Here is a 25,678-nt window from a genome sequence, read left to right as displayed (position 1 = left end):
AGGGATGTTGCGACTTTGCGGATCGCCGCGGACGAATTCAACCTTCGATGGCAGACAAAAGTCGCAAGCGAGCTGCGACATGGCGCGCAAGCCGCGAGGATCAGGCCTTGGTGGGCTTGTGCTCGAGCAGGATCTGGGCCTGCTTCTCGACGCCGAGCTTGAGCTTCTCGGCGAAGATCGCGAGCATCAGCGGCAACATCACCTCGACGCGCACCAGCGCATCCTCGACCTCGATCTTGCCGCTGATGGTTTGGCCGAGTGCCGCGACGCCGAACTGCAGCGTGTCGCCCTGCCAGCTCTCCTCGACGAGCTGCATGCCGAAGCCGCCGAGCTTGTCGCGGACCTTGCCGACGCCGCCCTGCAGCCGCCGGCGAGCCACGTCGCGGCCGAGCGAATGCGAGATGGTGATGGTGACGGGGCGTTTCATGCGTCAGGTTCCGGAAGCGTGGGCGAACTGGCGTGCCGTTGAGATGGGCTCCGCCGCGGGCGCTTGCAACCGCCTACGGACACGACCTTGAACGAAGTCGTCCCGGGCCACCGTGGGGGACCCGGGACGACGTGTATGAAGTGAAACTGGATTTGAGGATCAGCTGCTGCGGGCTTCGAGCGCCTGCTGGCCCTGGGTTGTGACCTTCCAGACCTCGTCGCCGGGCTCGGCCAGACCACGGCCCTGAAGCAGGCGCAGCATCGTTTCACCGAAGATGAAGCGGCGCGTCTCTTCGTTGATGCTCTCGAGCGCGATCCACTCCGGATCGGTCATCACGATGGTCTGCGGGTTCGTCGCGGTCTCGGCCATATCGTCCTCCTCCGTGGCGGTTGCGGCGGTTAGACGCAAATTCGCGAGCAATCTTGGAGAGTATATGGCCGGCTTCGGGTGGCGCTGCGGCAATTGCGCGGGTTTTCCGGGTTAGACGGCGGTTTTTCCGGATGAGCCCTAGCCGTAGGGCAGGCGCAGGCCCGCCTCGGCGGCGCAGGCCTTGAGTGCGAGCAGGATCGCATTCTCATCGGTCTCGACACCATGGCGCTGTAGGCAAGGCACCAGGATCGCCGCCTCGGCATGGCCGGTCGGGCCGATCACCGGGCAGGCGATGTCGGTCACGGCGAGGATGTCGCGGCTCGCCGCGATGCGGTGGCCGAGCGTGCGGATTTCGGCGAGCGCTACCTGGGTTTCCGGCTCGTCGAGGTGCTGCCTGATCTCAAGCGGGGCCTCGCGCATAAGCCCGCGCCGGCGCGCCTCCGACTGGAAAGCGAGGATCAGCAGGCCGGAATTGGCGTCGAGTGCCGGGCGGCCATAGCCGGGGCGGACGATGACGCTGGCGTCGAGATGGCCGGCGGTGGTCGCCAGCACCACCGTCTGGGCCCGGCTGAGCACGACGAGATGGGCGGCCTGGCCGCTCTCCTCGCTGAAACGCTCCATCAGCGGCAGCACGACCGAGGTCAGCTGCTTGCCGCCTGGCGTCCTGATGCCGAGGTCGAACAGGCGCCGCGACAGGCCGAGGCGGTCTGTCCCGGCCTCGCGCTCGAGATAGCCGCGCTGCTGCAGCACGAAGACCATGCGGAAGATCTCGCTCTTCGAGCGCTGCAGCCGCTCGGCGATGACGCGGGTCGAGAGCGGCTCGCCTGTGTCGGCGAGCAGTTCGAGGATGTCGAGGCCCTTCTCCAGGGCCGGCGCGGCATAGGCCGCCTTCTCGTCATTCTCGGCTTCAGGGAAAACGCTCATGCTGCGCCTGTTTCATATGTGAAGCTTGACATCAAATAAGAAGCCAAACTAGCCTCCGGGTAAAGAGGGGGAGAGATGACCGCATCGCCGCAACATCCGTCCATCCTATCCGGATGGCGGGCCCATGGCCCGCAGGGCTTGCAGGGCTGACGCGATGAAGTACGGGCTCCAGTTTCGCGACGTCTTTGCCGCCTGGGAGTCCATTCTCGACGGCGTCTGGATCACGCTTCTGCTGTCGCTGGTGGCGATGGTTGGCGGGCTCATCATCGGTGTCCTCTGCGCGGCTGGACGGACCTACGGCCCGACTTGGCTGCAGCGCATCATCGGCGCCTATGTCGAGATCATCCGCAACACGCCGTTGCTGGTGCAGCTCTTCCTGATCTTCTTTGGCTTGCCAAGCTTCGGCCTGCGGCTCGACGGACTGACGGCGGCGATGATCGCGCTGGTCATCAATCTCGGCGCCTACACCACCGAGATCGTTCGCGCCGGGCTGGAAGCGGTGCCGAAGGCGCAGGTCGAGGCCGGCCATTCGCTCGGCCTCTCCGGCCTGCAGGTCTTCCGCTACATCGTCGTCTTCCCGGCGCTGAAGGCGATGTTCCCGGCGCTCACCAGCCAGTTCGTGCTTCTGATGCTGGCGACCAGCGTCGCCTCGCAGATCTCGGTGCAGGACCTGTTCCACGCCGCCTCGATCGTGCAGTCGCGCACCTTCCGGGATTTCGAGGTCTATACGGTGATCGGCGTGCTCTATCTCGCGCTCGCCATCGGCTTCCGCGGCCTCTTCGCCCTGATCTACCGCCTGGTGTTCGTCCGATGATTCGGGAATTTGGCCTCATCGATGTGATGTACCTGATCGCGGCGGCGCGATGGACGATCGCGCTGACTGTGGTCGCCTTCGCCGGTTCGGCCGTGCTCGGGCTCGGGCTCGCGATCCTGCGCGTCCTGCCGATCGCGCCGCTGCGCTGGTTCTCGGCGACCTATATCCAGCTCGTCCAGGGCACGCCGCTCCTGGTCTGGCTGTTCCTGATCTTCTTCGGCCTGCCGCTCGCTGGCATCTCGGTCAATCCCTGGATCGCCGCGGCCGTCGCCTTCTCGGTCTATGGCTCGGCCTTCCTCGGCGAGATCTGGCGCGGCGCGTTGACCTCGATCGCCAGGACGCAATGGGAGGCGGGGGCCTCGCTCGGGCTCTCGCTCGGCGAGCAGCTCCGCTACGTGATCATCCCGCAATCGATCCGCATCGCGATCCCGCCGACGGTCGGCTTCCTCGTGCAATTGATCAAGAACACCTCGCTTGCGGCGGTGATCGGCTTCGTCGAGCTCACCCGCGAGGGTCAGCTCACCGCGGCGGGCACCTACAAGCCCTTCGCCGTCTACATCACCGTCGCCTGCATCTATTTCGCGATGTGCTTCCCCCTTACGCAATGGAGCCGCTCGCTTGAGCGGAAGCTCGATGTCGCTCGTTGAAATCCAGGACGTCAGCAAGAGCTATGGCACGAACCAGGTGCTGAAGGGCGTCTCGCTCGACATCGAGAAGGGCGAGGTCGTCGCCGTGATCGGCCGCTCGGGCTCAGGGAAAAGCACGCTGCTGCGTTGCGTCAACGGGCTGGAGCCGGTGCAGGCCGGCACGATCAGCGTCGACGGCGTCAAGGTCAACGACCCGGCGACCGATTTGCGCAAGCTCCGGCAGGAGGTCGGGATCGTCTTCCAGAGCTTCAACCTGTTCCCGCATCTCTCGGTCGCCGACAACATCACGCTAGCCCCGCGCGTCGTGAAGAAGCAGCGGCCGGACGAGGCGCGCGCGGTTGCCCGCGAGGTGCTGGCCCGCGTCGGGCTGGAGGACAAGCTCGACGCCTATCCATCGCAGCTCTCGGGCGGCCAGCAGCAGCGCGTCGCGATCGCCCGTTCGCTGGCCATGCGGCCGAAGCTGATGCTGTTCGACGAGGTCACCTCGGCGCTCGACCCGGAGCTTACCGGCGAGGTGCTGAAAGTGCTCGAATCCGTGGCGCAGGAGGGCATGACCATGATCCTCGTCACTCACGAAATGGGCTTTGCCCGCCGCTTCGGCTCCCGCGTTGTCTTCATGCACGAGGGCCGCATCCACGAAGAAGGCCAGGCCGCGGCGGTGCTCGCCGAGCCGAAGACGCCCGAGCTCAAGACCTTCCTCAGCGCGGTCCTGCACTGAGGCAGGGAAGATCAGTTCCGGTACCGGTCAACGAGGGGAGAGAAAGATGCGTAAACTGTTTGCAGCCCGTTCATTTCTAGCAGGCTTGGCGGCGATGGTGATCGCCGCTTTCGGAGCGGTCGAGGCCAAGGCCGACAAGCTCCAGGACATCCTGTCCAAGGGTGTGGTGCGGATCGGCGTGCCGCTCGATGCGCCGCCGTTCGGCTCGCAGGACGCCAACCGCAAGGCTGTTGGATTCGACATCGAACTCGCCGAGATGGTCGCCAAGGGGCTCGGCGTGAAGCTGGAGATGCAGCAGATCACCGGCGCCAACCGCATCCCCTTCCTGCTCACCGACAAGGTCGACATCGTCATCTCGGTGATGGGCCTGTCGCCCGAGCGCGCCCGGCAGATCATGTTCACGGCGCCCTATGCCAACACCTTCCTGGCCGTCTACGGGGCGAAGTCAGCCACCGTCAGCAGCCCGGAGACGCTGGGCTCGACCCGGATCGCGGCCGCCAAGGGCACGACGCAGGAACTCGCCATCACCGAAGCCGCGCCGAAGGCCAATGTGATGCGCACCGAGGACGACGCCACCGCGGCCGCGGCCTACATCACCGGCCAGGCCGATTTGCTCGCGACCAACTCGATTGTCGCCCAGGCGCTCGCCAAGCAGAACCCGAGCAAGGAGTTCGAGCGCAAGTTCGTCATCCGGCGCAGCCCCGCGCATATGGGCGTCCAGATGGACCAGCATAATCTGGTGCGCTGGCTCGACGGCTTCATCTTCTACGCTTCGATGAACGGCGAGCTCGACCGGCTGCACAAGAAGTATCTGGACATGCCGATGGACCCGCTGCCGACGCTGTAATCCGCAATCGGCAACCGAAGCTGGCGCGGGGAACCCTCTCCCGGAGGGAGAGGGTAGGGTGAGGGGTAGGTCGTTCGCCCAGTTCCGCGAGCGCCGACCGCGCGGTTGGGCTCAAGCCAACGTTTCCAGTCCGAACACCTCACCCCTGCCCCTCTCCTTCCAGGAGAGGGGTTCCCCGCGGCTTGTCCTGAAACCAGCACCTAAACTGCCCGAGCCCCACCATGACCAGCCCCCGCCAAAAGCCCACCCCGCGCCCATCCAGCGCCTTCCTCACGGTCGATCCGGAGAAGGACGGCAAGCAGGTCGGCTTCCTGATGATTCCGCATTCGCCGCATGACGACGCCTGGGGCGCGACGCGGATCCCGGTCGCGATCATCAAGAACGGCTCGGGCCCGACCGCCATCCTCGAAGGCGGCAATCATGGCGACGAATACGAGGGGCCGATCGCGATCTGCGACCTGATCCGCGATCTCGATCCTGGCCAAGTGCAGGGCCGGCTCATTCTGATGCCGGCCAACAATGTCCACGCGGTCATCGCCGGCCAGCGCACCTCCACGGTCGACGGGCTCAATTTCAACCGGACCTTCCCAGGCGATCCGCGCGGCACCATCACCCAGCAGATCTCGGCCTTCGTCAGCGACCACATCATGCCGCTGGGCGACGCCTTCCTTGACCTGCATTCCGGCGGCTCCTCGCTCGACATCATCCCGAGCGCCATCGTCGAGCCGAGTGACGATCCGGCGCTGCACAAGCGCAATGTCGCGGCCGTGCAGGCCTTCGACGCGCCAATGACAGTGGTCATCGGCAATCTCGGCGAGCCTCGCACCGCGACAGCGACTGCCTGCCGCCAGGGCCTCGTCACTGTCGGCACCGAGATGGCAGGCGCCGGCACGGTCTCGCTGGACGCGCTCAAGATCTGTCGGCGCGGCGTCGCCAATGTGCTCGATCATCTCGGCATCGTCAGGCGCGACAAGCCGGAGCCACGCAGCGGCGGCGGGCAGGTGCTCGAACTGCCGGGAACGGCGGCTTACGTCTATGCCACGGCCGACGGCGTCTTCGAGCCCTTCCACGCCAATGGCGAAAAGGTCAGCGCCGGCCAGCCGGCAGGGCGCATCCATTGCACCTGGGACCCGACCCGCCCGCCCGAGACGCTGAATTACGCTGCCGACGGCATCCTCTATGGCCGGCGCCAGCCGGGCCGCGTCAGGCCGGGCAATTGCTGCCTGATCGTGGCGGCGCCCTATCGCGGGGTACTGTCGTGATCGGCCTCGATGACATCCGAGCCGCGCGCTGGCGGATTGCGCCGCATATCCGCAAGACGCCGATCCTGCCCTATGACCAGCTCAGCTCGCGCGATGAGTTCGGCGGTACGGTGACGCTGAAGCTCGAATTGCTGCAGGCGGCCGGCTCGTTCAAGGCGCGCGGCGCGATGAACCGCCTGCTGACGCTCTCGGCCGAGGAGTTAGCTCGCGGTGTCGTCACGGCGTCGGGCGGCAATCACGGGCTCGCCATCGCCCGCTCGGCCCATGTCCTCGGCGTCAGCGCCAAGATCTTCCTGCCGTCCAACGTCGTCGCCGACAAGGTCGCCAAGCTGAAGCGCTGGGGCGCCGATGTCGAGATCGTCGGCGCGATCTGGGACGATGCCAATGCCGCGGCGCTGGCCTATGCCAGGGAGACCGGCGCGACCTATGCGCACCCGTTCAGCGATCCCGTGGTGGTTGCCGGCCAGGGCACGCTCGGCCTCGACATCCTCGACGAGCTTCCCGAAGTTGACGTCATCCTCGTCGCGATCGGTGGTGGCGGCCTGATCACCGGCCTCTCCACCGCGGTGAAGGCACTACGGCCGCAGACACGCATCATCGGCATCGAGCCCTATGGCTCGCCGACGCTGCACGCCTGCCTCGAAGCCGGCAAGCTGGTCACGCTCGACAAGCTCGAGACGCGGGTCGCGACCATGTCGTGCCGGCGCACCGACCAGGCGATCTATGAGGCCGTCGCGCGCAATGTCGACGAGATCGTGCTGGTCAGCGACGCGGAGATGGAACAGGCGGCTCAATCGCTCTGGTTCGAGTTCGGCATCGCCGCCGACCTCTCGGGTGCAGCGGCGGTTGCGGCCTTGCAGGCCAAGCGCTTCGTGCCGGCGCCGGGCAGCAAGGTCTGCGCGCTGGTCTGCGGGGCGGGGACGGACGGGACCTGACTCTGGCCGTCATGCTCGGGCTTGACCCGAGCATCTCAGGCCCAATGAGGCTCCGTTCGGCGCCTGCTGCCCTGAGATTCTCGGGTCTACGCTTCGCTTCGCCCGAGAATGACGCCTCGGGATTATCGCGCGACGCTCAGCCCCTGCACGCCGTGCTTTGCGATCAGCGCCGCGACGAAACCCGATTCCTTCGCCGCGGCAACGAACTTTGCCAGATAATCCGCCGCCTCGGCCTTGGCTTTGGGCACGCCGATCGCCTGCTGCACGGTCATGAAATACCCGTCGAGGATGCGCGTGCCGGGGATCGCCACGATATCCTTCAGCAGGCGCGGCCGCAGGCCCGCCAGCGCATCGAGCTCCCCGTCGACGAAATCACTGGCGGAATCGTCGAGCGTGCCGGAGCGGACGAGTTCGGCCTTGCGGATGTTGCGATCGAGCCAGAGGCCATAGGCGGCGCGGCCGCTGACGGCGATGCGCACGCCTGGCGCATCGACATCGGTGATCTCGCGCAGTGGCGATGCCTCGCGGACCAGATAGGTCGCCTCGATCTCGGCATAGGCCGGGGTGAAGCTGATTGCCTCGGCCCGCTGCGGCTCGGCGCCGATCAACCCGACATCCCATTCGTCGCAAGGCGCGGCATCGGCGAGCAGGCCGGGATTCTCATAGGGCACATGGCGCAGGCTGGTGCCGAGATGGTCGGCGAGGGCGCGGGCTATGTCGGGTGAGACGCCTTGCGGCTCGCCCTGCGGGCCACGGCTGGAGACCAGCAGGAAGTTCGAGAGGTTGATGCCGACGCGCAGCAGGTTGGCCGGCGCCAGGTGCTCGCGCACGGTCGGCGAGAGCTGGCCGATATCGGGGCGAAATTCCATGCAGTCTCCCTGCCGTTCGAGCGTGCGTTCTTATGCGCCGCATGGCGGCAAGGAGACAAGCTGAAGGCGACTTGCCGGCGGAATCGCGGCATCCTCACGACATCGCATTATCTGGGGAACTATGCGGCGCGAGAACGGTTGGCCGGGAAGTTCTGTCATCGGAAGGAGGAATTCAGATGATGAAGAAACTGGTTCTCGCGACGGCCATCGTCGCACTTTCGACTGCTGCCATGGCGCAGCAGAATCCTTCGGGCGCCCAGGGTGGTGCGGCCGGCGGCGCTGCGGCCGGTGCAGTCGGCGGCGCGATCGTCGGCGGGCCACCCGGTGCAGTGGTCGGCGGCGTCGGCGGCGCGGTTGCCGGCGCGATCATCGGTGATACGACCCAGCCGCGTTTCCGCCAGTATGTAGTCCAGCACCGCGTGCCGTCCTACACCTATGAGGAACCGCTCGAGGTCGGCGCGGTGCTGCCGACGCGCGGCGTCACCTATCGCGAGGTGCCACGCGAATACGGGGCGCGCGCAGGCTATCGCTACACGATGGTGAACGACCGCACGGTGATCGTCGAACCGAAGACACGCAGGATCGTGCAGATCATCGAATAACCCGGTTCGACGCAAATTCTGGAAGCGCGGCCCTCGGGCCGCGCTTTCGTTTGGTCGCTATCAGAGCTCCAGCCAGCGCGCGCCCTTGGCCGAGGAGCGCACCGCCGCCTCGATGAAGCGGACGCCGCGCACGCCATCAGCGACGGTTGGCACCAGCATCGAGAAGGAGGCGGGCTCGCGCCCCTCGATCCGGGCCGCGATCTGCTCGGCGATGTCGGTATAGAGTTGGGCGAAGCCTTCGAGATAGCCCTCGGGATGGCCAGCGGGCACGCGCGAGGCGGCGTTGGCGACCGGATAGGCGCCGGCGCCGTTGCGGCGGATCAGGCGCGGCGGCTCGCCGAGCGGCGAGTGGATCAGCAGGTTTGGATTCTCCTGCTGCCATTCGAGTCCGCCCTTTTCGCCATAGAGACGGATGCGCAGCCCGTTCTCCTGGCCGGCGGCGACCTGGCTGCACCAGAGCATACCGCGCGCGCCGCCTTTGAAGCGCAGTAGCATATGGGCGTTGTCGTCGAGCCGGCGGCCCTCGACGAAGACATGCGCGTCGGCCGCAAGTGCCTCGACCTCGTCGCCGGCGACGAATTCGGCGAGGTTGAAGGCATGGCTGCCGATGTCGCCGATCGCGCCGGCCGGCCCCGATTTGGCGGGATCGGTGCGCCATGCCGCCTGCTTCTGGCCGCTGTCCTCGAGCCGTGTCGCGAGCCAGTCCTGCGCGTACTCGACCTGGACGACGCGGAGCTTGCCGATCACCCCTTCGGCGACCATGGCGCGGGCCTGCCGGACCAGCGGGTAGCCGGTATAGTTGTGGGTGACGGCGAAGATCAGGCCGCTATCCTGCGCCAGCTTGGCGAGTGCTTCCGCTTCGCGCAGGCTGGTGGTCAGCGGCTTGTCGCAGATCACATGGATGCCGGCCTTGAGGAAAGCTTTTGCCGCCGGCGCATGCGCATGGTTCGGCGTGACGATCGCGACCGCATCGATGCCGTCCTTGCGGCGCTTCTCGCGCTTGGCCATCTCGTTGGCATCGGCATAGAGGCGGGCGGGATCGAGCAGCAGGTCCTCGCCCGAGAGCCGCCCGCGCTCCGGATCTGAGGAGAGCGAGCCAGCGGTCAATTGCCAGCGGTCGTCGAGCCGGGCGGCGATGCGATGGACCGCACCGATGAAGGCGCCGCGCCCACCGCCGACCATGCCGAGGCGCAGCCGGCGGTTGAGCTTGGTGCCGGTGGAGGCTTCGATCGGCATAGACGGCTCCTCAAAATCTAACCACTCTACAATCCTGGTCGTCCCGGGCGGAGCGAAGCGGAGACCCGGGACCCATTCCGGAACGCTTCAGGAATGGACCCCGGATCGGCGCCGCTTCGCGGCTTGTCCGGGATGACCAAGTCAGGTGGTAAGTCCCAGCATACGCCGGTTGGCTGCCTCGTCGGTGCCGCCGGCGGCAAAATCGTCGAAGGCCTTTTCGGTGACGCGGATGATGTGGGCGGCGATGAATTCGGCCCCCTCGCGCGCGCCGTCCTCGGGATGTTTCAGGGCACATTCCCATTCGAGCACGGCCCAGGAATCGTAATCGTACTGCGCCAGCTTGGAGAAGATGCTGCCGAAATCGACCTGGCCGTCGCCGAGCGAGCGGAAGCGGCCGGCGCGGTCGATCCAGGGCTCGTAGCCACCATAGACGCCGACACGGCCGTTCGGATTGAACTCGGCATCCTTCACATGGAAGGCCTTGATGCGCTCGTGGTAGATATCGATGAAGGCGAGGTAGTCGAGCTGCTGCAACAGAAAATGGCTGGGATCGTAATTGATGCAGGCTCTGGGGTGGCCGCCGACCGCATCGACGAAGCGCTCGAAGGTCGCCCCGTCATGGACGTCCTCGCCCGGGTGAATCTCGTAGCAGAGGTCGACGCCGGCCTCGTCGTAGGCGTCGAGGATCGGGCGCCAGCGCTTGCCGAGTTCGGTGAAGGCGGTCTCGACCAGTCCGGCCGGGCGCTGTGGCCAAGGGTAGACGAAGGGCCAGGCGAGCGCGCCGGTGAAGCTGACATTGGCGGAGAGGCCGAGCCGGCGCGAGGCTTTCGCCCCGAGCTTCATCTGCTCGACCGCCCATTCCTGCCGGGCCTTGGGATTGCCGCGCACGGCAGGGATCGCAAAGCCGTCGAAGGCCTCGTCAAAGGCGGGGTGGACGGCGACGAGCTGGCCCTGGAGATGGGTCGAGAGCTCGGTGATCGACAGGCCGTACTGGGCGAGCGTGCCCTTGACCTCGTCGCAATAGATGTCGGATTCCGCGGCCTTTTTTAGATCGAACAGCCGGGCATCCCAGCTCGGGATCTGCACGCCCTTGTAGCCGAGGGAGGCGGCCCAGCGGCCGATCGCATCGAGCGAATTGAACGGCGCCGCGTCGCCGGCGAACTGGGCGAGAAAGAGTCCCGGGCCCTTCATCGTCTTCATGGCGACCCTCCCGACAGGATGGCTCCTTGCCGGAGCTCGCTAACAACCAACCGATTGGTGATGTAATCGATTGCAAGAATGGAGCGAGGCAACGTCTCCTGTCAAACCGGCCCACTCAGTTTCAGTTGAGAGGCGCTCGTCGCGATCAAACGAAAACACCGCCGCGCTGAGGCGCGGCGGTGACTGGCTACGGTGCCGCCTCAGCGCTCGATCATCTTGTTCCAGCGGCTGTTCCATTCCGGCCGCTTGGCGTTGATCTGGTCCCAGTCCATGACCACAGCCGTCTTCAAGTAAGTCTGAACAGTGTCGAGTCTCGCCTGCACAGCTGGCGTCGATGCCTTGGCATTGGGGTTCGAGGGCAGGCTGTTGCCGATTTCCATCGCCTTTTGCTGGGCTTCCGCAGATAGCAGATAGGCGGCGAGCTTCTGCGCCAGCTCCTGCTCGGAATTGTTGGCGATGACGCATTGCGCAACCGACAATACGACCGAGCCCTCTTTCGGCTGGGCATATTCGACCGGGATTCCCTTTTCTTTCAGCGTTGCGACCTGCGTCGGTGTCAGCGGGAAGATCGCGGCCTCGCCAGTCTGGACCATCTCGGCGACCTTGGCCGAGTTCGGGATGAATTCGAGCACATTCTTGCCGATCGTGTCGCGGAACTTGGTGAAGCCTGGCTCGACATTAGCCTCGGTGCCGCCCTGGATGCGGTTGAACATCAGGAAGGCGTGCAGGCCGAAGGAGGAGGCCGAGGCCGACTGGAAGACGACCTTGCCCTTGTATTTGGGGTCGGCGAGATCCATCCAGGATGTCGGTGCCGGCCAGCCCTTCTCGTCGAACATCTTCTTGTTATAGGCAAGGCCGGTCATCCCCATATCGATGCCGGCGGCCATACCGTCCTTCAGGCGCGAGTTGGCAGGAATCTGGCCCAGTTCTGGGCTAGAATTGAGCTTCTCGCAGAGGCCGGCGCCGATCGCCCGGAACATCACGCCGTCGTCGAGGAACATCACGTGCATCTGCGGCTTGTCCTTGGCCGCGGTCGCCTTGGCGAGGATGTCGGAGGAGGTGCCGGGCACGACAACGACCTTGACGTCGTTGGCCTTCTCGAAAGCCGGGAAAACGCCTTGGGTATAGGTCCTCTCGAAGTTGCCGCCGTTCATGCCGACATAGAGCGTTTTCGACTGGGCGAAGGCGCTGCCCGCGGCGGCGAGCGCGATAGCGGCAACGCTGGCCGACAGGATGCTGCGATAGCGGGTCATGGTCTGATCTCCCCTGGTTGGTGCGGCTCTTGGTTTTGCCCCGCACCCGAGCCAGCGTCGGTGCGGGCGGAAATCTCTTTGAAGCGGCCGATCGAGAAGGCCTCGATCGGGGTCTCCGTTTCACCATCCCGGACGAGCTCGGCGAGCACCTCGCCGACCCCCGGCGCGATCTGGAAGCCGGCGCCGGTGAAACCGAAGGCATGGAGCAATCCGGGCGTGGTTCGACTCGGGCCGATCACCGGGTTCTCGTCCGGCATCGCGCCCTCGGTGCCGCTCCAGAAGCGGATCGCCTGGGCATGGCGCAGGCCGGGAAACAGCGCGGCGGCGCGGTTCATGATCGAGAGCGCACCCTCGCCGCGCGGTCGCGACAGGTCGACATCGCCCAGCGGCAAGGCGCGCTCGCCGCCGACGACGACATTGCCGCGCTCGACCTGGCGGGCATAGATGCCGCGACCTGTCATGCCGATATTGACCGACATCACCGGCGCCATCGGCTCGGTCACGACCATCGACGGGTAGATGCGCGAGAGCGGCACCGGCTCGCCGAAGCTCTCGGCAAAAGGACCGGCCCAGGCGCCGGCGCTGTTGATGACGAAGCGGGACCGCAGCGTGAGGTTGCCGGCCGCGTCCAGGGCGAAGCGGTCGCCGTCGCGGGTCACGCCTTCGACGGGGGTGTTCTCCAGCACCTCGACGCCGGCCCGGCGCGCCGCGGCGGCAAAGCCGGTCGAGACCAGGCGCGGATTGGCATGGCCATCGCCGGGGCAGAAGGAGGCGCCGACGACGCCATCGCCGATCCAGCCGAAGCGCTCGCGCAGGCCATTATGGCCGATCAGCTCAAGGTCGAGGCCCTGCTCGGCGATAGTTGCAGCATAGGTTTCGAGCGCGGCCATGTCGGCCTCGTTGCGGGCGAGCTTGAGATGGCCCGAGCGCAGGAACTCGCCGTCGATGCCGATCAGCGCCTTGAGGCGGGGCCAGACCGCATGCGCCCGCTGCGACAGCGGCAATTGCTCGATCGGCCGGCCCTGGCGGCGGACGCCGCCATAGTTCACGCCCGAGGCCTGGGCACCGCAAAAGCCCTTGTCGAGCAAGGCGACGGAAAAGCCCATGCCGCGCAGCGCCAGCGCAGCCGAGGAGCCGACGAGGCCACCGCCGATGATCGCGACGTCGACTTCGAGCCGCCGGCTCATTCCGCCGCCTCCGGCTGCGCCGCGAGCGCAAGCGTCAGCGGCACCGGCTTGATCGGCGCCTGGCTGCGCAAGCGGCCGACGGCTTCGATGTTGCGGTTCGTCTCATGCGCGAGCAGTTCGGCCGCGCCGGCACCGCAGATGCGGCCCTGGCAGCGGCCCATGCCGATGCGGCTCACCGCCTTCAGCCGGTTGAGCTCGTGCACGCCGAACTGGCCGATGGCGGCGCGGACCTCGCCGGCCTTGATCTCCTCGCAGCGGCAGAGCGTCGTCGTGTCGGCGATGTCACGCACCCAGTGCGCCGGAAAGGGGAAGGCCGCCTCGAGGACGTCGCGGAAGCGGCCGATGCGGGCGAGGTCAGCTTCGAGGGTGGCGGCGCGGCTAGCGTCATGCGGTAGGCCGCGATCCTGCAGCAGAGCGAGAGCGGAGCGCTCGCCGGCGCGCTCGGCCGCATCCGCTCCGGTGATGCCGGCGCCATCGCCGGCGAGATAGACGCCCGCCACGCTGGTGCGGCCGGCCGCGTCGCGCTCGGGCAGGAGGGCACGGTCGCGTTGGTTGAAGGCGAAGCTGCAGCCGGCGAGGTCGGCGAGTTGGGTTTCAGAGCGCAACGCAAGGCCGTAGCCGACGCCGTCGCAGGCGAGGCGATGCTCCAGCCCGTCCTGGCGCCAGGCGATCGCACCGACCTTTTCGGTACCTTCGATGCGGACATCGCCGACGCCGTAATGCAGTGCGACGCCACCCAGCTTCAACTCCGCGGTCATCCGCATGCCGCGCAGCACGATGCTCGGGAAGAGCGGCAGGCCACGCAGCAGGTTGAATTTCGCCGAGAAGGGCGCGGTGTCGAGCACCGCCGCGACCTTGGCGCCGGCCTTCATGTATTGCCAGGCGACAAGGTAGAGCAGCGGGCCGGAGCCAAGGAATACGATCCTTGAACCGATGGCGCAGCCCTGGCTCTTCAACGCGATCTGGGCCCCGCCGAGGGTGAAGACGCCGGGCAGCGTCCAGCCGGGGATCGGCAGGATGCGGTCGGTCGCTCCGGTGGCGAGCACGAGCCCGTCATAGGCGACCTGCCGGCTCGTGCCCTCGACCATGATGTCGGCCCGGCCGTCGCGCAGATTCCAGAGCAGTGCCTGCGGCCAGTAGTCGAGCCTGCCGTCGAGCGCGGCGAAATCGCGATGCAGCGCTTCGGCCTTCTGCGCTTCCGAGCCGTAAAGGTCGCGGCTGGAGCGCCCATCCGGCACAAGGCGCTGGCGATAGATCTGGCCGCCGCAGGCCGGGGACTCGTCGACGACGAGCGGTCGCAGGCCGGCTTTCACCAGCGCCTGCGCGGCGCGGATGCCGGCAGGGCCGGCGCCGACGATCAGCGGTTGCTGGCGCTCACTGGTCGATTGCCCGTTCATGCCGTCCTCGTGCGGCGGGTGATGATGCGCATACCAGCGGTCAAAGCTGCCGAGCAGGCGCGCAGGCGCTCGCCGTTTTCGAGTACGACCCAGCAATCCTGGCAGGCGCCCATCTGGCAGAAGCCGGCGCGCGGCGAGGCCGAGAACTCGCTGAGGCGCAAGCGCTCGGTGTGGGTGAGGATCGCGGTCAGCACGGTGTCGCCGACGCGGCCCTCACAAGCGACGCCGTCCAGCGTGAACGGGATGGTCGGGTGGTCTGTGCGGGCGAGGCGATGCAGGAGCGGCATGTCACTTCTGCCCGACCAGGATCTTGTCGAGGCCGAAGGCGCGGTCGAGCACCAGCATGGCGGCTGCTGTCAGCGCGATCATCAGCGCCGAGACCGCGGCCATCATCGGGTCGATGGATTCGGTTGCGTACATGTACATGCGCACCGGCAGGGTCACGGTCTGCGGTGACGTCACGAAGATCGACATGGTCAGCTCGTCGAAGCTGTTGATGAAGGCGAGCAGCCAGCCGCCGGTGATGCCGGGCAGGATCATCGGCGCGGTGACGCGGCGGAACACCGTCCAGTGCGAGGCGCCGAGCGTCATCGCTGCCTGCTCGGCTGAGCGATCGAGCCCGGTGAAGGCCGCCATCACCAGCCGCAGCACATAGGGCGTGATCACCACGACATGGCACGCAACGAGCCATGCGAAGCTGCCGGTCGCGCCGATCAGTGCGAAGAGCCTGAGGAAAGCGACACCTAGCACGAGGTGCGGGATGATCAGCGGCGAAAGAAAGAGCGCGTTGAGCGCATTGCGACCGGGGAAATCATAGCGGTCGATGGCGAGCGCGGCCGGCACCGAGATCGCGACCGCGAGCGTCGCCGCGAGCGTCGCCAGCCAGAGGCTGTTGACGAAAGAGGCAACGAAGTCGGGATGCTCGAAGATTGCCTTGAACCAGCGCAGCGAGAAGCTGGTGGTCGGGATCGAGAGCGTGTTCTCCGGCGTGAAGGCGACAAGACAGATCACGACGAGCGGCGCCAGCACGAAGGCGACGACCAGTGTATGGAAGAGGAGGGCGACGGGGCCGTTCTTCTGCATGGCGCTCACCCCAAAGCCTTGCGGGCGCGCGTCTCGATGACGCGGTTATAGGCCAGCATGATCACGAGATTGGCGACGAGGACGATGATCGCGATCGTCGCGCCGAGCGGCCAGTTCAGCTCGTGCATGTATTCGTCGTAGACCAGCGTCGCCGCCATCTTGAGCCGGCGCCCGCCGAGCAGGCCGGGAATGGCGAAGGCCGAAGCCGAGAGGCCGAAGACGATCAGGCTGCCGGAGAGCATGCCGAGCGAGACCTGCGGCAGCACGACTCGGCGCAAGGCGGTGAGATGCGAGGCGCCAAGGCCCCAGGCGGCGGCCTCGACCATCGGATCGAGCTTCTGTAGCGCGGTCCAGACCGGGATCACCATGAAGGGCAGCATGACGTGGACGAGCGCGATCACGATCGCGGTCTCGGTATAGAGCAGCCGCACACTATCGAAGCCGAGGCCTTGCAGCGCCTGGTTCACCAGCCCGGTCGAGCCGAGCAGCATGCTCCAGCCGAAAGCACGGACCACGACCGAGACCAGCAGCGGCCCGATGATCACCAGCAGGAAGACCGAGCGCCAGGGATCGCGCATCCGCGACAGGATATAGGCTTCGGGCGCGCCGATGACGACGCAGATCAGCGTGGTCAGGCCTGCGAGCCGCAGCGTGCGCCAGAAGATGCCGAGATAGTACTCGTCCGAAAACACGGCAGCGTAATGGTTGAGGGTGAACTCGTTCTTGATGCCGGTCGTGTGGTCGTAGGCGTGGAAGGAGAGGATCAGGGTCAGCGCGAGCGGCAGGATGATCAGTCCGAGAAAGAGCAGCGCGCCTGGCCCGGCGAGCCAGAACGGTGTTGCCGCGGAGCGCCCGACGCTCATGCCGCCGCTCCCTGCGCCAGCGGTTCGATGCGCAGGCTGGCCGGGGCCCAGTCGAGCGAGACCTTTGCGCCCTCGCGAGCCGGCTCCTCGCCATCGTTCGGCAGCGAGACAAGGATCGGCCCAGCCGCGGTCTCGACCGTGAACAGCCAGGAGCTTCCGAGAAAGAAGCGGTTGGCGATGGTGCCGTCGATGCGGCCTTGGCCAGGCGGCTTGAGCGCGATCTTCTCGGGGCGGATCGACACTGCGATGGCTGCACCCTCGGCGAGCCCACTGGCTTCGGCCGGCAGGGCGATCCCGGCGACCTCGGCCGCGCCCTTGCGCCAGGTGCCCTCCAGCCGGTTCATCTTGCCGACGAAGGTGGAGATGAATGGCGTCGCCGGATTCTCGTAGAGCTTGTAGGGCGCGTCGACCTGCGTCATCCGCCCCTGTTCCATCACCACGACGCGGTCGCTGATCGAGAGCGCCTCGGACTGGTCGTGCGTGACCATGATCGTGGTGGTGCCGACGCGCTGCTGGATGCGGCGCAGTTCGAACTGCATCTCCTCCCGCAATTTGGCGTCGAGATTGGAGAGCGGTTCGTCGAGCAGCAGCACCGGCGGCTGGATGACGAGGGCGCGGGCGATGGCGACGCGCTGGCGCTGGCCGCCGGAGAGCTGGCGCGGATAGCGTTCGGCCAACGGATTCAGATGCACGAGGGCGAGCATGGCCTTGACCCGTTCGTCGCGCCCGGCCTTTGCGATCTTGCGCATCTCCAGGCCGAAGGCGACGTTCTCAGCCACCGTCATGTGCGGAAAGAGCGCGTAGCTCTGGAAGACGATGCCGAGGCCGCGCTTGTTCGGCTTCTCGCGGGTGATGTCGCGGCCGTCGAGCATGATCGTCCCGGTGGTCGGCTCGACCAGCCCGGCGATCATCTGCAGCGTCGTGGTCTTGCCGCAGCCGGAGGGGCCGAGCAGCGAGACGAACTCGCCCTTGGCGACGCTGAGGTCGATGTCGCGCGCGGCGGCAAAGTCGCCATAGACCTTGCTCAGCTTCTCCAGCGTCAGAAAGCCCATGACTTCTCCCGCTTGACCTGCCCCGCCCGCTCATCGGGGTCTCTTGCCTTATGCTGGGAGGAAGCGGCAGGAGTGGAACTTCGTCAACGAAGAATTCCGTATGAGAGAATTTTAATCCATATAATTCCGTTATATGAAATTTATTGCGACTACTTGTCTAAGCGATTAACGTAGATGGATGTCTGATTCTGCCGAGCCTCTCTCCAGCCTGCGCCGTGCGCTCGGCCTGCTGCGCCTTGTCGGGGCGGCCGACGCCGGGGGTATCCGCCTCAAGGACCTCGCCGAGCAGGCCGGCTGCAGCCAGCCGACGGCGCATCGCGCGCTGCAGGACTTTGCCGCCGAGGGCTTCGTCGAGCAGACCGGCAAGCGCTACCGGCTGGCGCTCGACTTCTTCGTGCTGGCGGCGCGCGCCGGCCATGCCGACGGCCTGCGCGACCTCGCCAAGCCGGTGCTGCTGCGCCTCTCGGCGACGCTGACCGACACGATCTTCCTGCTCGTCCGCAACGGCTACGACGCTGTCTGCCTCGACCGGATCGAGGGGCCGTTCCCGATCCGCTCCTTCACCGGCGATATCGGCGGCAAGGTGCCGCTCGGACTGGGGCAGGGGAGTCTCGCCATCCTCGCCCATCTGCCCGAGGCTGAGCGCGAGGCGGTGATCCGCTTCAACGTGCCGCGCCTGCTCGATCGCGGCTTTCTCGACGAGGCGGCGCTGCGCGTCGAACTGGGCAAGGCGCGCGAGCAGGGCTGGGTCAATCTCAATACCGGGCTGATCCCGGGCATGGCGGGCCTGGGCGTACCGGTCTTCGATGCGCAGGGGCGCGCCGTTGCGGCGCTCAGCGTCGGCACGCTGGCGGATCGCTTACGTCCCGAGCGCCTGCCAGGCGTCGTCGCCATTCTCAAGACGGAAGCGGCGACATTGGGCGCCATGCTCAATCCGTTCGATCCGGCCTTGCGCCATCCCTCACGTAGCCTGAGCACGGTGTCATGATCCTGGTCTGTGGCGAGGCGCTCGTCGACCTCTTCCTTGATGCCCCTGAGGGGGCCGAGATGGCCGGGCGCGCCGTTGCCGGCGGCTCGCCGTTCAATGTCGCGATCGGCCTGGCGCGGCTCGGCGTGCCGGTCGGCTTCCTCGGGGCGATCGCGCGCGATGGCATCGGCACGATGCTGGCAGAGCGGCTGAGGCAGGAAGGTGTCGATGGCCGCTTCATCGTCCGCAGCGACCGGCTCTCGACCATCTCGGCCGTCGCCACAGGAGGGGGCGGACAGCCGAGCTACGGTTTCCATGGCGAAGGCGCTGCCGACCGCTTCCTGATGCCGGCCGAGCTGCCGGCCGAGCTGGCATCCGAGGTGCAGGCGCTCAGCTTCGGCTCCTACAGCATGGCGGTCGAGCCGACAGGCGCGACGCTCGCGCTTCTGGCCGAGCGCGAGCATGGCCGCCGGGTGATCAGCGTCGATCCCAACCTGCGACCGGGTGTCGTGCCGGACATGGCGCTGTGGGCTGATGCCGCCGAGCGGTTCTATCGCGTCGCGACCATCATCAAGGCGAGTGACGAGGACATCCGCATCGCCTGGGGCGGGCGCCTGTCGCTGCAGGAGGCGGCCGCCTACTGGCTGGGGCTTGGCGCGAAGCTGGTGGTGATCACGCGCGGCGCGGACGGTGCGATCGGCTTTTGCGCCGCCGAGCAGGTTGAACTGCCGGCCAGGGCGGTCAGCGTCCGTGACACGGTGGGCGCCGGCGACAGCTTCCATGCCGCATTGCTGGCGTGGCTGTCGCAGAGGGATCGGTTGAGCATAGAAGGCGTCGCTGGGCTCGATCGAGCGGCATTGGGCGAGTTGCTGACCTATGCCGCAATCGCTGCTTCCATCACGGTCGGACGTCGCGGGGCCGATCTGCCGAAAGCGGTAGAAGTGCAGACGGAGCTGGCCCGTTTGGGCTGATGGTCCTCCTTCTGCATGGCCGTCCTGCCCAGCTGCTGCCGTGACCTCGGCGCTATCGCTATGCTACCTCGGCTTGCCGGATCGCGGCCGTTCGCAAGCATCGAGGAGAATGATCGTGCTGGAGAAGGCCTGGGCGGATATCGCCGCGCATCGTACCCGAACCGTATCTCACCACCTGCGCGAACTCTTCGCCGCCGACCCGCAGCGCTTTTCCACGTTTTCGGTCCGGCTCGACGATCTCGTGCTCGACTATTCCAAGGCGGCGGTGACAGCTGAGACCATGGCGCTGCTGCAGGCGCTCGCCGAGGCGGCGGATGTTCAGGGCAAGCGCGACGCCATGTTCGCCGGCGAGCCGATCAACACGACCGAGGGCCGCGCCGTGCTGCATACGGCGCTGCGCAACCAGTCCGGCCGGCCCGTCATGGTCGACGGCGTCGACGTCATGCCGGATGTGAACGCGGTTCTGGAGCGGATGGCCGCCTTCGCCGAAGGCATCCGCAGCGGCAGGATCGCGGCGGCCGATGGCGGGCGCTTCAGCGATGTCGTCAATATCGGCATCGGCGGCTCCGATCTCGGCCCGGTGATGGCGACGCTGGCGCTTGCGCCCTATCATGACGGGCCGCGCCTGCATTACGTCTCCAACATCGACGGCGCTCATATCGCAGACACCCTGGCGAAGCTCGATCCGGCTCGCACGCTGGTGATCGTCGCGTCCAAGACCTTCACCACGATCGAGACCATGACCAATGCCGCGACGGCGCGGCGCTGGATCGCCAGCGCGCTTGGGGAAGAGGCGGTGGCCAAGCACTTCGCCGCGGTCTCGACCGCGCTCGACAAGGTCGCCACCTTCGGCATCGCGCCCGACCGCATCTTCGGCTTCTGGGACTGGGTTGGCGGGCGCTATTCGGTCTGGTCGGCGATCGGCCTGCCGGTGATGATCGCAATCGGGCCGGAGAATTTCCGCGCCTTCCTCGCCGGCGCGCATGCGATGGACGAGCATTTTCGCACCGCGCCGCTCAATGAGAACCTGCCGGTGCTGTTCGCGCTGATCGGGCTCTGGCATCGCGAGAGCTGCGGCTACCCGGCCCGCGCCGTCCTGCCTTACGACCAGCGCCTTGCACGACTGCCGGCCTATCTGCAGCAGCTCGACATGGAGTCGAACGGCAAGCGCGTGCACAAGGCGGGCGGCGCGGTGACACGGCCGACCGGCCCGCTGGTCTGGGGCGAGCCCGGAACCAATGGCCAGCACGCTTTCTTCCAGCTGCTGCACCAGGGCACCGACATCATCCCCTGCGAATTCCTGGTCGCGGCCGAAGGGCACGAGCCTGAGCTCGCCCATCAGCATCGCCTGCTGCTCGCCAATTGCCTCGCCCAGAGCGAGGCGATGATGAAGGGGCGCACGCTCGAGGAGGCGAAGGCGCAGCTCGCCAAGCAGGGCCTTTCGCCGGACGCGATCGAGCACCTTGCGCCGCACAAGGTCTTCCCCGGCAACCGGCCGAGCGTGACCATCGCTTACCGCAAGCTCGACCCGTTCACGCTCGGGCGGCTGATCGCGCTCTACGAGCACCGTGTCTTCGTCGAGGCGGCGGTGTTCGACATCAACGCCTTCGACCAATGGGGCGTCGAACTCGGCAAGGAGCTGGCGACGGCGCTGCTGCCGGTGATCGAGGGCAAGGCGCCGGCTGAGGCGCATGACTCCTCGACGGCGGGGCTGGCGCGCTATCTGACCGGGCAGTAGGCGCTGACGTCATTCTCGGGCGGAGCGAAGCGCAGACCCGAGAATCTCGTGACGAGAAGGCAACGACCGGAGACTCATCCGGCCTGAGATGCTCGGGTCAAGTCCGAGCATGACGCCTGTCAGTTCCCGCCGCTCGGCTGCTTCACGTCGCGCTGGGTGATCAGCCGCGCGCTGCGCTGGTCACGTGCGTGGATCCAGAGCCAGCTCAGCGCGACGCTGACGCGGTTGCGCACTCCGATCAGGAAGTAGATGTGCGCCAGGCCCCAGAGCCACCAGGCGAGCCAGCCCTTCAGCTTCACCCGGCCGAAATCGATGATCGCGGCGCGCTTGCCGATCGTGGCCAGGCTGCCGGCATGGCTGTAGGCGAAGGGGCGGGGCGCCTTGTCTCCGGCGAGCCGGCGCTTGATCGTCGCCGCGACATGGCGGCCCTGCTGCTTGGCTGCGGGCGCGATGCCGGGAACCGGCTTGCCGTCCTGGTCCATCACGCTCGCGGTGTCGCCGATGACGAAGACGTCCGGCCGACCGGGCACGGTGAGCTCGGCTTCGACCTGGACGCGGCCGGCGCGGTCCATGGGGGCATCGAGCCAGGTGCCTGCCGGCGAGGCGCGCACGCCGGCCGCCCAGATCACCGTCGCGGCCGGGAGTTTCTCCGGTCCGATCGAGACACCCGCGCTATCGCAAGCGGTGACGGGCGCGCCGGTGCGAATCTCGACGCCGATGCGCTGCAGCGCCTCATGGGCGTAGCGCGACAGATCCTCGGCGAAGCCGGGCAGGATGCGCTCGCCGGCTTCGACCAGCACGACGCGGGTCTCGCGCGTGTCGATCCGGCGGAAATCCTCGGGCAGGGTAGCGCGCGCCAGCTCGGCGATCGTGCCGGCGAGTTCGACGCCGGTCGGGCCGGCGCCGATGACGACGAAGGTCAGCAACGCCGCACGGCGCGCGGCGTCGATCTCCGCTTCGGCCTGCTCGAAGGCAAGCAGGATGCGGCGGCGGACCGTGGTCGCGTCTTCGAGGGTCTTCAGGCCCGGCGCATAGGGCTCCCAGTCGTCATGGCCGAAATAGGCGTGGGTCGCGCCGGTGGCGACGACGAGCGTGTCGTAGGCCAGCGTCTCGCCGGTCGAGAGCGCGACCTCGCGTCGGGCCGTGTCGATCCCGGTCACCTCGGCCAGTAGGGTCGTCACCTCGCTGCGCCGCCGGAACAGATGCCGGATCGGCCAGGCGATCTCGGAGGTCGCGAGCGAGGCGGTGGCGACCTGGTAGAGCAACGGCTGGAAGAGATGATGGTTGCGGCGGTCGACGATGGTGATCCGCACGTTCGCACCCGCCAGCCGGTGCACGGTTTCGAGCCCGGCGAAGCCGCCACCAATCACGACGACATGATGCGGCTCGCTCATCGACAACCCCTCGTCTCGGTTGAACGAGAGCCTGTGTAGCATGACTGCAGGGCTGGGGCTGTAGCTGGCGCTTCAGGGCACCCAGCGCCGCGACTGCTCGGCGCGGTCGTCATAGCTCGCCTCGAAAATCGGCGCGGCGAGCGTGGCGCGGACCTTGAGGATGCCGCTCCCAATATTGCGGAAGCCGTGCCGGGCGCCCGCTGGAATCAGCACCGATTGATTGGCGCGCAGGATCAGGCTCTCGCCGCGCAAGGTGACCTCGGCCTCGCCTTCCATCACCTCCAGCACTTCTTCAACTGCGTGGAGATGGATGGGGGCGCCAAGGCCGGGATCGCAGAACTGCTCGAAGATGCAGAGCTGGGCTGAGCGCACCAGTGCCGAGACCCGCATCAGCGTCATCACACCCTCGCGCCACTGCTCGAGCGGCTGGGTCTCGTGATCGAGCAGGTTCATGCACTTACCTTCTGTGCGAGCCCAGTCAGTGGCAGCTCATGCGGGATACGGACCTCCGATGTCGGCGCGCCGCTCCAGAGCGATTCCAGTTGGCCGACGACATGGCCGCCGAAGCTCTCATAGGGGATGCGGATCGAGGTCAGCCAGGGCGCGATCCAGTGGTTGATGGCATTGCCGTCGACCCCGACCAGCGTGCAGCGCTGCGGGATCGGCACGTCGTTCTCGATCGCCAGCCGATAGGCGCCATAGGCGATCATGTCGCTGACGCAGAGCGCGCCTTCAGGCCAGCCACCCTCCTGCACCAGCGCGCGGGCAGCAGCGTAGCCGATCTCGATATGCGAGAGACCAGGTCCGCTGGCGCGGCGGATCGCGTCTTCCGGCACGCCGTGCGCGACGAGGCGGTCGATGAAGCCCGACGCCCGTTCCTGTGTGCTCGAAATATTCTGTGCGGCCATCAGCACTGCGGGCCGTTTAATCCCCTGCGCCAGCATGAAATCGGCTGCGTCGGCCCCGGCGGCGCGGTTGTCGATGCCGACATAGGCGCCGCCGCCGAGCGGGTTGTGACGCGCGACGAAGACCATGGGGTCGCCGCGCTTGAGCGTCTCCTCGAGACCGCGGCTGCGCACGGCGCTGACCATGACATAGCCGGCTACGAACTGCTCGCGCATCGCCTGGAGATAGTCGTCCTGCAATTCGGCGCGATCATGCGTGTCACACAGGATCATCACATAGCCGGCGGCGCGCAGCGCCGCCTCGGTCGAAACCGCGATCGCCGCCATGGCGGGGTTGTCGAGATTGGGCGAGAGCATCGCGACGACGCGGCTGGCGCGTTGGCGCAATGCCCGGCCGACCGGATTCGGCCGGTAGCCCAGCCGCGCGATCGCCTCCTCGACGCGCGCCACGGTCTCGGGCGAGGCCCGTCCGCTCGCGCCGTTGACGATGCGCGAGACGGTCGAGATCGAGACGCCGGTGTCGTGCGCGACGGTGGTGAGCGAGACCGAACCCTGATGTGCCCTTGCGGCCCTGGTCTTCATCGCGCTCCATCCCTGCTTCTCGCTTGGCGGCGCCCGGCGAGTCAGCTTGCCAGAGATGCCGGCTGACTTCGGGATTGACAAGCTAGGCAAACGTTTGCCTAAATGAAAGTCAAGACGTCCCGGGAGGCGTCGTTTCAAGCGGGGATGGAACGCTCATGCAAAGCAAGCATTGGATTTCGGCGCTCGCCTTGACGGCCGGCCTCGTCATGGGCGGCATCGCGCAAGCCCAGACCACGGTCCGCATCGCCTGGTATTCCGACGGCAACGAGGGCGAGGTCATCACCGACCTGCTCAAGCGCTTCGAGAGCCAGAACAAGGACATCAAGGTCGTGCTCGACCAGGTGCCCTACAAGGCCATCACCGAGAACCTGCCCGTCCAGCTCGCCTCCGGCCAGGGGCCTGACATTGCCCGCGTCGTCGATCTCGGCGGCATCGCCCGCTATGCGCTCGACCTGCGGCCGCATCTCAAGGACGCGGCCTATTGGGAAAAGAATTTCGGCCCGTTCCTGCCCTGGATGCGCCCGGAGGGCGATACCAAGGCAATCACCGGCTTCATGACGCAGCTCACCGTCACCGGCCCCTTCGTCAACAAGACGCTGTTCGAGCAGGCCGGCATCGCCATGCCCGGCGCCAAGGCGACCTGGGAGGATTGGGGCAAGGCGGCCAAGGACGTCGCGGCCAAGGTCCAGGCGCCGTTCCCGCTGGCGATGGACCGCTCCGGCCATCGCTTCTTCTCGGTCGCGATTTCCGAGGGCGCCAAGGTCTTCGACGCCAAGGGCGAGCCGGCGGTGATCGACGACGGTTTCAAGCGCGGCGCCAAGCTGGTCTATGACTGGCATCAGAGCGGCGTGATGAAGAAGGAGCTCTGGGGCTCGGTTTCCGGCACCGCCTATCGCGGCGCCAATGATGAGTTCAAGAACGCCCAGGTCGTGATGTACCAGTCGGGCTCCTGGCAGATCGCCCAGTTCGACAAGACCGTTGGCGACGCCTTCGACTGGATCGCGGTTCCCTCGCCCTGCGGTGCCGGCAATTGCTCGGGCATGCCGGGCGGGGCCGGTCTCGTCGCGATCAAGACGACGAAGAGCCCGGAAGCCGTCGCCAAGGTGATGGACTATCTGGCGAGCGAGCCGGTGCTGAGCGAGTTCTACGCCCGCTCGCTGTTCGTGCCCGGCCATCTCGGCATCGCCGCCAAGGGCCTCGACTATCAGGGCGCGAGTGCGCCGGCCAAGGCCGCACTCAAGGTCTTCTCCGACCAGGTCGCGCAGCTCTCGGCGGTCGCCTATCAATTGCAGGGCTATACGAGCAACCGCGTCATCTTCAACGCGGTGATCAGCCGGCTCGGCCAGGCGATCTCGGGCGAGGGCAGCCTCGACGAAGCCTATAAGCGGATGGAATCCGACATCGCCCAGCAGATCGCCGAGCGCAAGAAGTAAGGC

General features: G+C 66.9%; 27 protein-coding genes. 11 read left to right on the top strand and 16 right to left on the bottom strand.

Annotated features, from left to right (window positions below):
* Positions 1-100: 100 nt before the first annotated feature.
* From QO058_RS12705 to QO058_RS12695, 3 genes are all read right to left on the bottom strand, one after another.
* Entirely contained in the window at positions 101-427 is a 327-nt protein-coding gene (locus QO058_RS12705) for a polyhydroxyalkanoic acid system family protein (RefSeq protein ID WP_284172393.1), read from the bottom strand.
* A 159-nt stretch (positions 428-586) separates the two neighbouring features.
* A complete protein-coding gene (locus QO058_RS12700) occupies positions 587-796 on the bottom strand; it encodes a hypothetical protein (protein WP_284172392.1) in 210 nt (69 codons plus the stop codon).
* Positions 797-934: 138 nt separating this feature from the next.
* Complete coding sequence (locus tag QO058_RS12695; RefSeq protein ID WP_284172391.1) at positions 935-1,720, bottom strand: IclR family transcriptional regulator; 786 nt, start codon at positions 1,718-1,720, stop codon at positions 935-937.
* A 154-nt stretch (positions 1,721-1,874) separates the two neighbouring features.
* On the opposite strand from QO058_RS12695, the gene QO058_RS12690 reads away from it, so the two are divergent.
* The 6 genes from QO058_RS12690 (at position 1,875) to QO058_RS12665 (ending at position 6,943) form a co-directional block, all read left to right on the top strand.
* Positions 1,875-2,534 carry an amino acid ABC transporter permease gene (locus QO058_RS12690; RefSeq protein ID WP_284172390.1) on the top strand — a complete coding sequence of 220 codons (660 nt, stop codon included), beginning with the start codon at positions 1,875-1,877 and terminating at the stop codon, positions 2,532-2,534.
* Positions 2,531-3,181, top strand: a complete 651-nt coding sequence (locus tag QO058_RS12685) for an amino acid ABC transporter permease (RefSeq protein ID WP_432212042.1) — start codon at positions 2,531-2,533, stop codon at positions 3,179-3,181. The genes QO058_RS12690 and QO058_RS12685 overlap by 4 nt, the downstream gene beginning before the upstream one ends.
* Positions 3,168-3,899: an amino acid ABC transporter ATP-binding protein gene (locus QO058_RS12680; RefSeq protein WP_284172389.1), complete on the top strand. Its 732-nt coding sequence runs from the start codon at positions 3,168-3,170 to the stop codon at positions 3,897-3,899. Before QO058_RS12685 ends, QO058_RS12680 begins: the two co-directional genes overlap by 14 nt.
* A gap of 46 nt (positions 3,900-3,945) precedes the next feature.
* Entirely contained in the window at positions 3,946-4,746 is an 801-nt protein-coding gene (locus QO058_RS12675) for a transporter substrate-binding domain-containing protein (RefSeq protein ID WP_284172388.1), read from the top strand.
* Positions 4,747-4,967: 221 nt separating this feature from the next.
* Positions 4,968-6,008: a succinylglutamate desuccinylase/aspartoacylase family protein gene (locus tag QO058_RS12670; protein WP_284172387.1), complete on the top strand. Its 1,041-nt coding sequence runs from the start codon at positions 4,968-4,970 to the stop codon at positions 6,006-6,008.
* Positions 6,005-6,943: a threonine ammonia-lyase gene (locus tag QO058_RS12665; RefSeq protein ID WP_284172385.1), complete on the top strand. Its 939-nt coding sequence runs from the start codon at positions 6,005-6,007 to the stop codon at positions 6,941-6,943. Before QO058_RS12670 ends, QO058_RS12665 begins: the two co-directional genes overlap by 4 nt.
* Before the next feature lie 122 nt (positions 6,944-7,065).
* Here QO058_RS12665 and QO058_RS12660 read toward each other — a convergent pair whose 3' ends face one another.
* Positions 7,066-7,812, bottom strand: a complete 747-nt coding sequence (locus tag QO058_RS12660) for a transporter substrate-binding domain-containing protein (protein ID WP_284172384.1) — start codon at positions 7,810-7,812, stop codon at positions 7,066-7,068.
* Between the two features lie 176 nt (positions 7,813-7,988).
* Here QO058_RS12660 and QO058_RS12655 point away from each other — a divergent pair, with 176 nt between their 5' ends.
* A complete protein-coding gene (locus tag QO058_RS12655) occupies positions 7,989-8,414 on the top strand; it encodes a DUF1236 domain-containing protein (protein ID WP_284172383.1) in 426 nt (141 codons plus the stop codon).
* Between the two features lie 60 nt (positions 8,415-8,474).
* Here QO058_RS12655 and QO058_RS12650 read toward each other — a convergent pair whose 3' ends face one another.
* The 9 genes from QO058_RS12650 to QO058_RS12610 form a co-directional block, all read right to left on the bottom strand.
* Positions 8,475-9,650 carry a Gfo/Idh/MocA family protein gene (locus QO058_RS12650; RefSeq protein ID WP_284172382.1) on the bottom strand — a complete coding sequence of 392 codons (1,176 nt, stop codon included), beginning with the start codon at positions 9,648-9,650 and terminating at the stop codon, positions 8,475-8,477.
* Positions 9,651-9,791: 141 nt separating this feature from the next.
* Positions 9,792-10,850 carry a sugar phosphate isomerase/epimerase family protein gene (locus QO058_RS12645; RefSeq protein ID WP_284172381.1) on the bottom strand — a complete coding sequence of 353 codons (1,059 nt, stop codon included), beginning with the start codon at positions 10,848-10,850 and terminating at the stop codon, positions 9,792-9,794.
* Positions 10,851-11,050: 200 nt separating this feature from the next.
* Positions 11,051-12,103, bottom strand: a complete 1,053-nt coding sequence (locus tag QO058_RS12640; RefSeq protein WP_284172380.1) for an ABC transporter substrate-binding protein — start codon at positions 12,101-12,103, stop codon at positions 11,051-11,053.
* Entirely contained in the window at positions 12,100-13,290 is a 1,191-nt protein-coding gene (locus QO058_RS12635; protein WP_284172378.1) for an NAD(P)/FAD-dependent oxidoreductase, read from the bottom strand. The genes QO058_RS12640 and QO058_RS12635 overlap by 4 nt, the downstream gene beginning before the upstream one ends.
* Positions 13,287-14,687: an NAD(P)/FAD-dependent oxidoreductase gene (locus QO058_RS12630; protein ID WP_284172377.1), complete on the bottom strand. Its 1,401-nt coding sequence runs from the start codon at positions 14,685-14,687 to the stop codon at positions 13,287-13,289. The genes QO058_RS12635 and QO058_RS12630 overlap by 4 nt, the downstream gene beginning before the upstream one ends.
* Entirely contained in the window at positions 14,684-14,974 is a 291-nt protein-coding gene (locus QO058_RS12625; RefSeq protein ID WP_284172376.1) for a (2Fe-2S)-binding protein, read from the bottom strand. The genes QO058_RS12630 and QO058_RS12625 overlap by 4 nt, the downstream gene beginning before the upstream one ends.
* Before the next feature lies 1 nt (position 14,975).
* Complete coding sequence (locus QO058_RS12620; RefSeq protein WP_284172375.1) at positions 14,976-15,770, bottom strand: ABC transporter permease; 795 nt, start codon at positions 15,768-15,770, stop codon at positions 14,976-14,978.
* Positions 15,771-15,775: 5 nt separating this feature from the next.
* Positions 15,776-16,633, bottom strand: a complete 858-nt coding sequence (locus tag QO058_RS12615) for an ABC transporter permease (RefSeq protein WP_284172374.1) — start codon at positions 16,631-16,633, stop codon at positions 15,776-15,778.
* Complete coding sequence (locus tag QO058_RS12610; RefSeq protein WP_284172373.1) at positions 16,630-17,685, bottom strand: ABC transporter ATP-binding protein; 1,056 nt, start codon at positions 17,683-17,685, stop codon at positions 16,630-16,632. The genes QO058_RS12615 and QO058_RS12610 overlap by 4 nt, the downstream gene beginning before the upstream one ends.
* Positions 17,686-17,863: 178 nt before the next feature.
* Here QO058_RS12610 and QO058_RS12605 point away from each other — a divergent pair, with 178 nt between their 5' ends.
* The 3 genes from QO058_RS12605 (at position 17,864) to pgi (ending at position 21,361) form a co-directional block, all read left to right on the top strand.
* The gene (locus tag QO058_RS12605) at positions 17,864-18,673 is read left to right on the top strand and encodes an IclR family transcriptional regulator (RefSeq protein ID WP_284172372.1); all 810 of its coding nucleotides are present in this window, start codon (positions 17,864-17,866) and stop codon (positions 18,671-18,673) included.
* On the top strand, positions 18,670-19,623 hold the full coding sequence (locus tag QO058_RS12600; RefSeq protein WP_284172371.1) for a carbohydrate kinase family protein: 954 nt from the start codon (positions 18,670-18,672) through the stop codon (positions 19,621-19,623). The genes QO058_RS12605 and QO058_RS12600 overlap by 4 nt, the downstream gene beginning before the upstream one ends.
* Positions 19,624-19,732: 109 nt before the next feature.
* Positions 19,733-21,361 carry a glucose-6-phosphate isomerase gene (gene pgi / locus QO058_RS12595; RefSeq protein ID WP_432212041.1) on the top strand — a complete coding sequence of 543 codons (1,629 nt, stop codon included), beginning with the start codon at positions 19,733-19,735 and terminating at the stop codon, positions 21,359-21,361.
* A gap of 119 nt (positions 21,362-21,480) precedes the next feature.
* Here pgi and QO058_RS12590 read toward each other — a convergent pair whose 3' ends face one another.
* From QO058_RS12590 to QO058_RS12580, 3 genes are all read right to left on the bottom strand, one after another.
* The gene (locus QO058_RS12590) at positions 21,481-22,755 is read right to left on the bottom strand and encodes an NAD(P)/FAD-dependent oxidoreductase (RefSeq protein ID WP_284172369.1); all 1,275 of its coding nucleotides are present in this window, start codon (positions 22,753-22,755) and stop codon (positions 21,481-21,483) included.
* 72 nt (positions 22,756-22,827) lie between these two features.
* Entirely contained in the window at positions 22,828-23,208 is a 381-nt protein-coding gene (locus QO058_RS12585; protein ID WP_284172368.1) for a cupin domain-containing protein, read from the bottom strand.
* Complete coding sequence (locus QO058_RS12580; RefSeq protein ID WP_284172367.1) at positions 23,205-24,242, bottom strand: LacI family DNA-binding transcriptional regulator; 1,038 nt, start codon at positions 24,240-24,242, stop codon at positions 23,205-23,207. Before QO058_RS12580 ends, QO058_RS12585 begins: the two co-directional genes overlap by 4 nt.
* 155 nt (positions 24,243-24,397) lie before the next feature.
* Here QO058_RS12580 and QO058_RS12575 point away from each other — a divergent pair, with 155 nt between their 5' ends.
* Positions 24,398-25,675 carry an ABC transporter substrate-binding protein gene (locus QO058_RS12575; protein ID WP_284172366.1) on the top strand — a complete coding sequence of 426 codons (1,278 nt, stop codon included), beginning with the start codon at positions 24,398-24,400 and terminating at the stop codon, positions 25,673-25,675.
* Positions 25,676-25,678 lie beyond the last annotated feature (3 nt).

The organism is Bosea vestrisii (assembly GCF_030144325.1).
GTDB classification, from domain to species: Bacteria; Pseudomonadota; Alphaproteobacteria; order Rhizobiales; family Beijerinckiaceae; genus Allobosea; species Allobosea vestrisii_A.
Note: the sequence above shows the minus strand (reverse complement) of the source record. Positions and strands in the feature narration are given on the sequence as shown.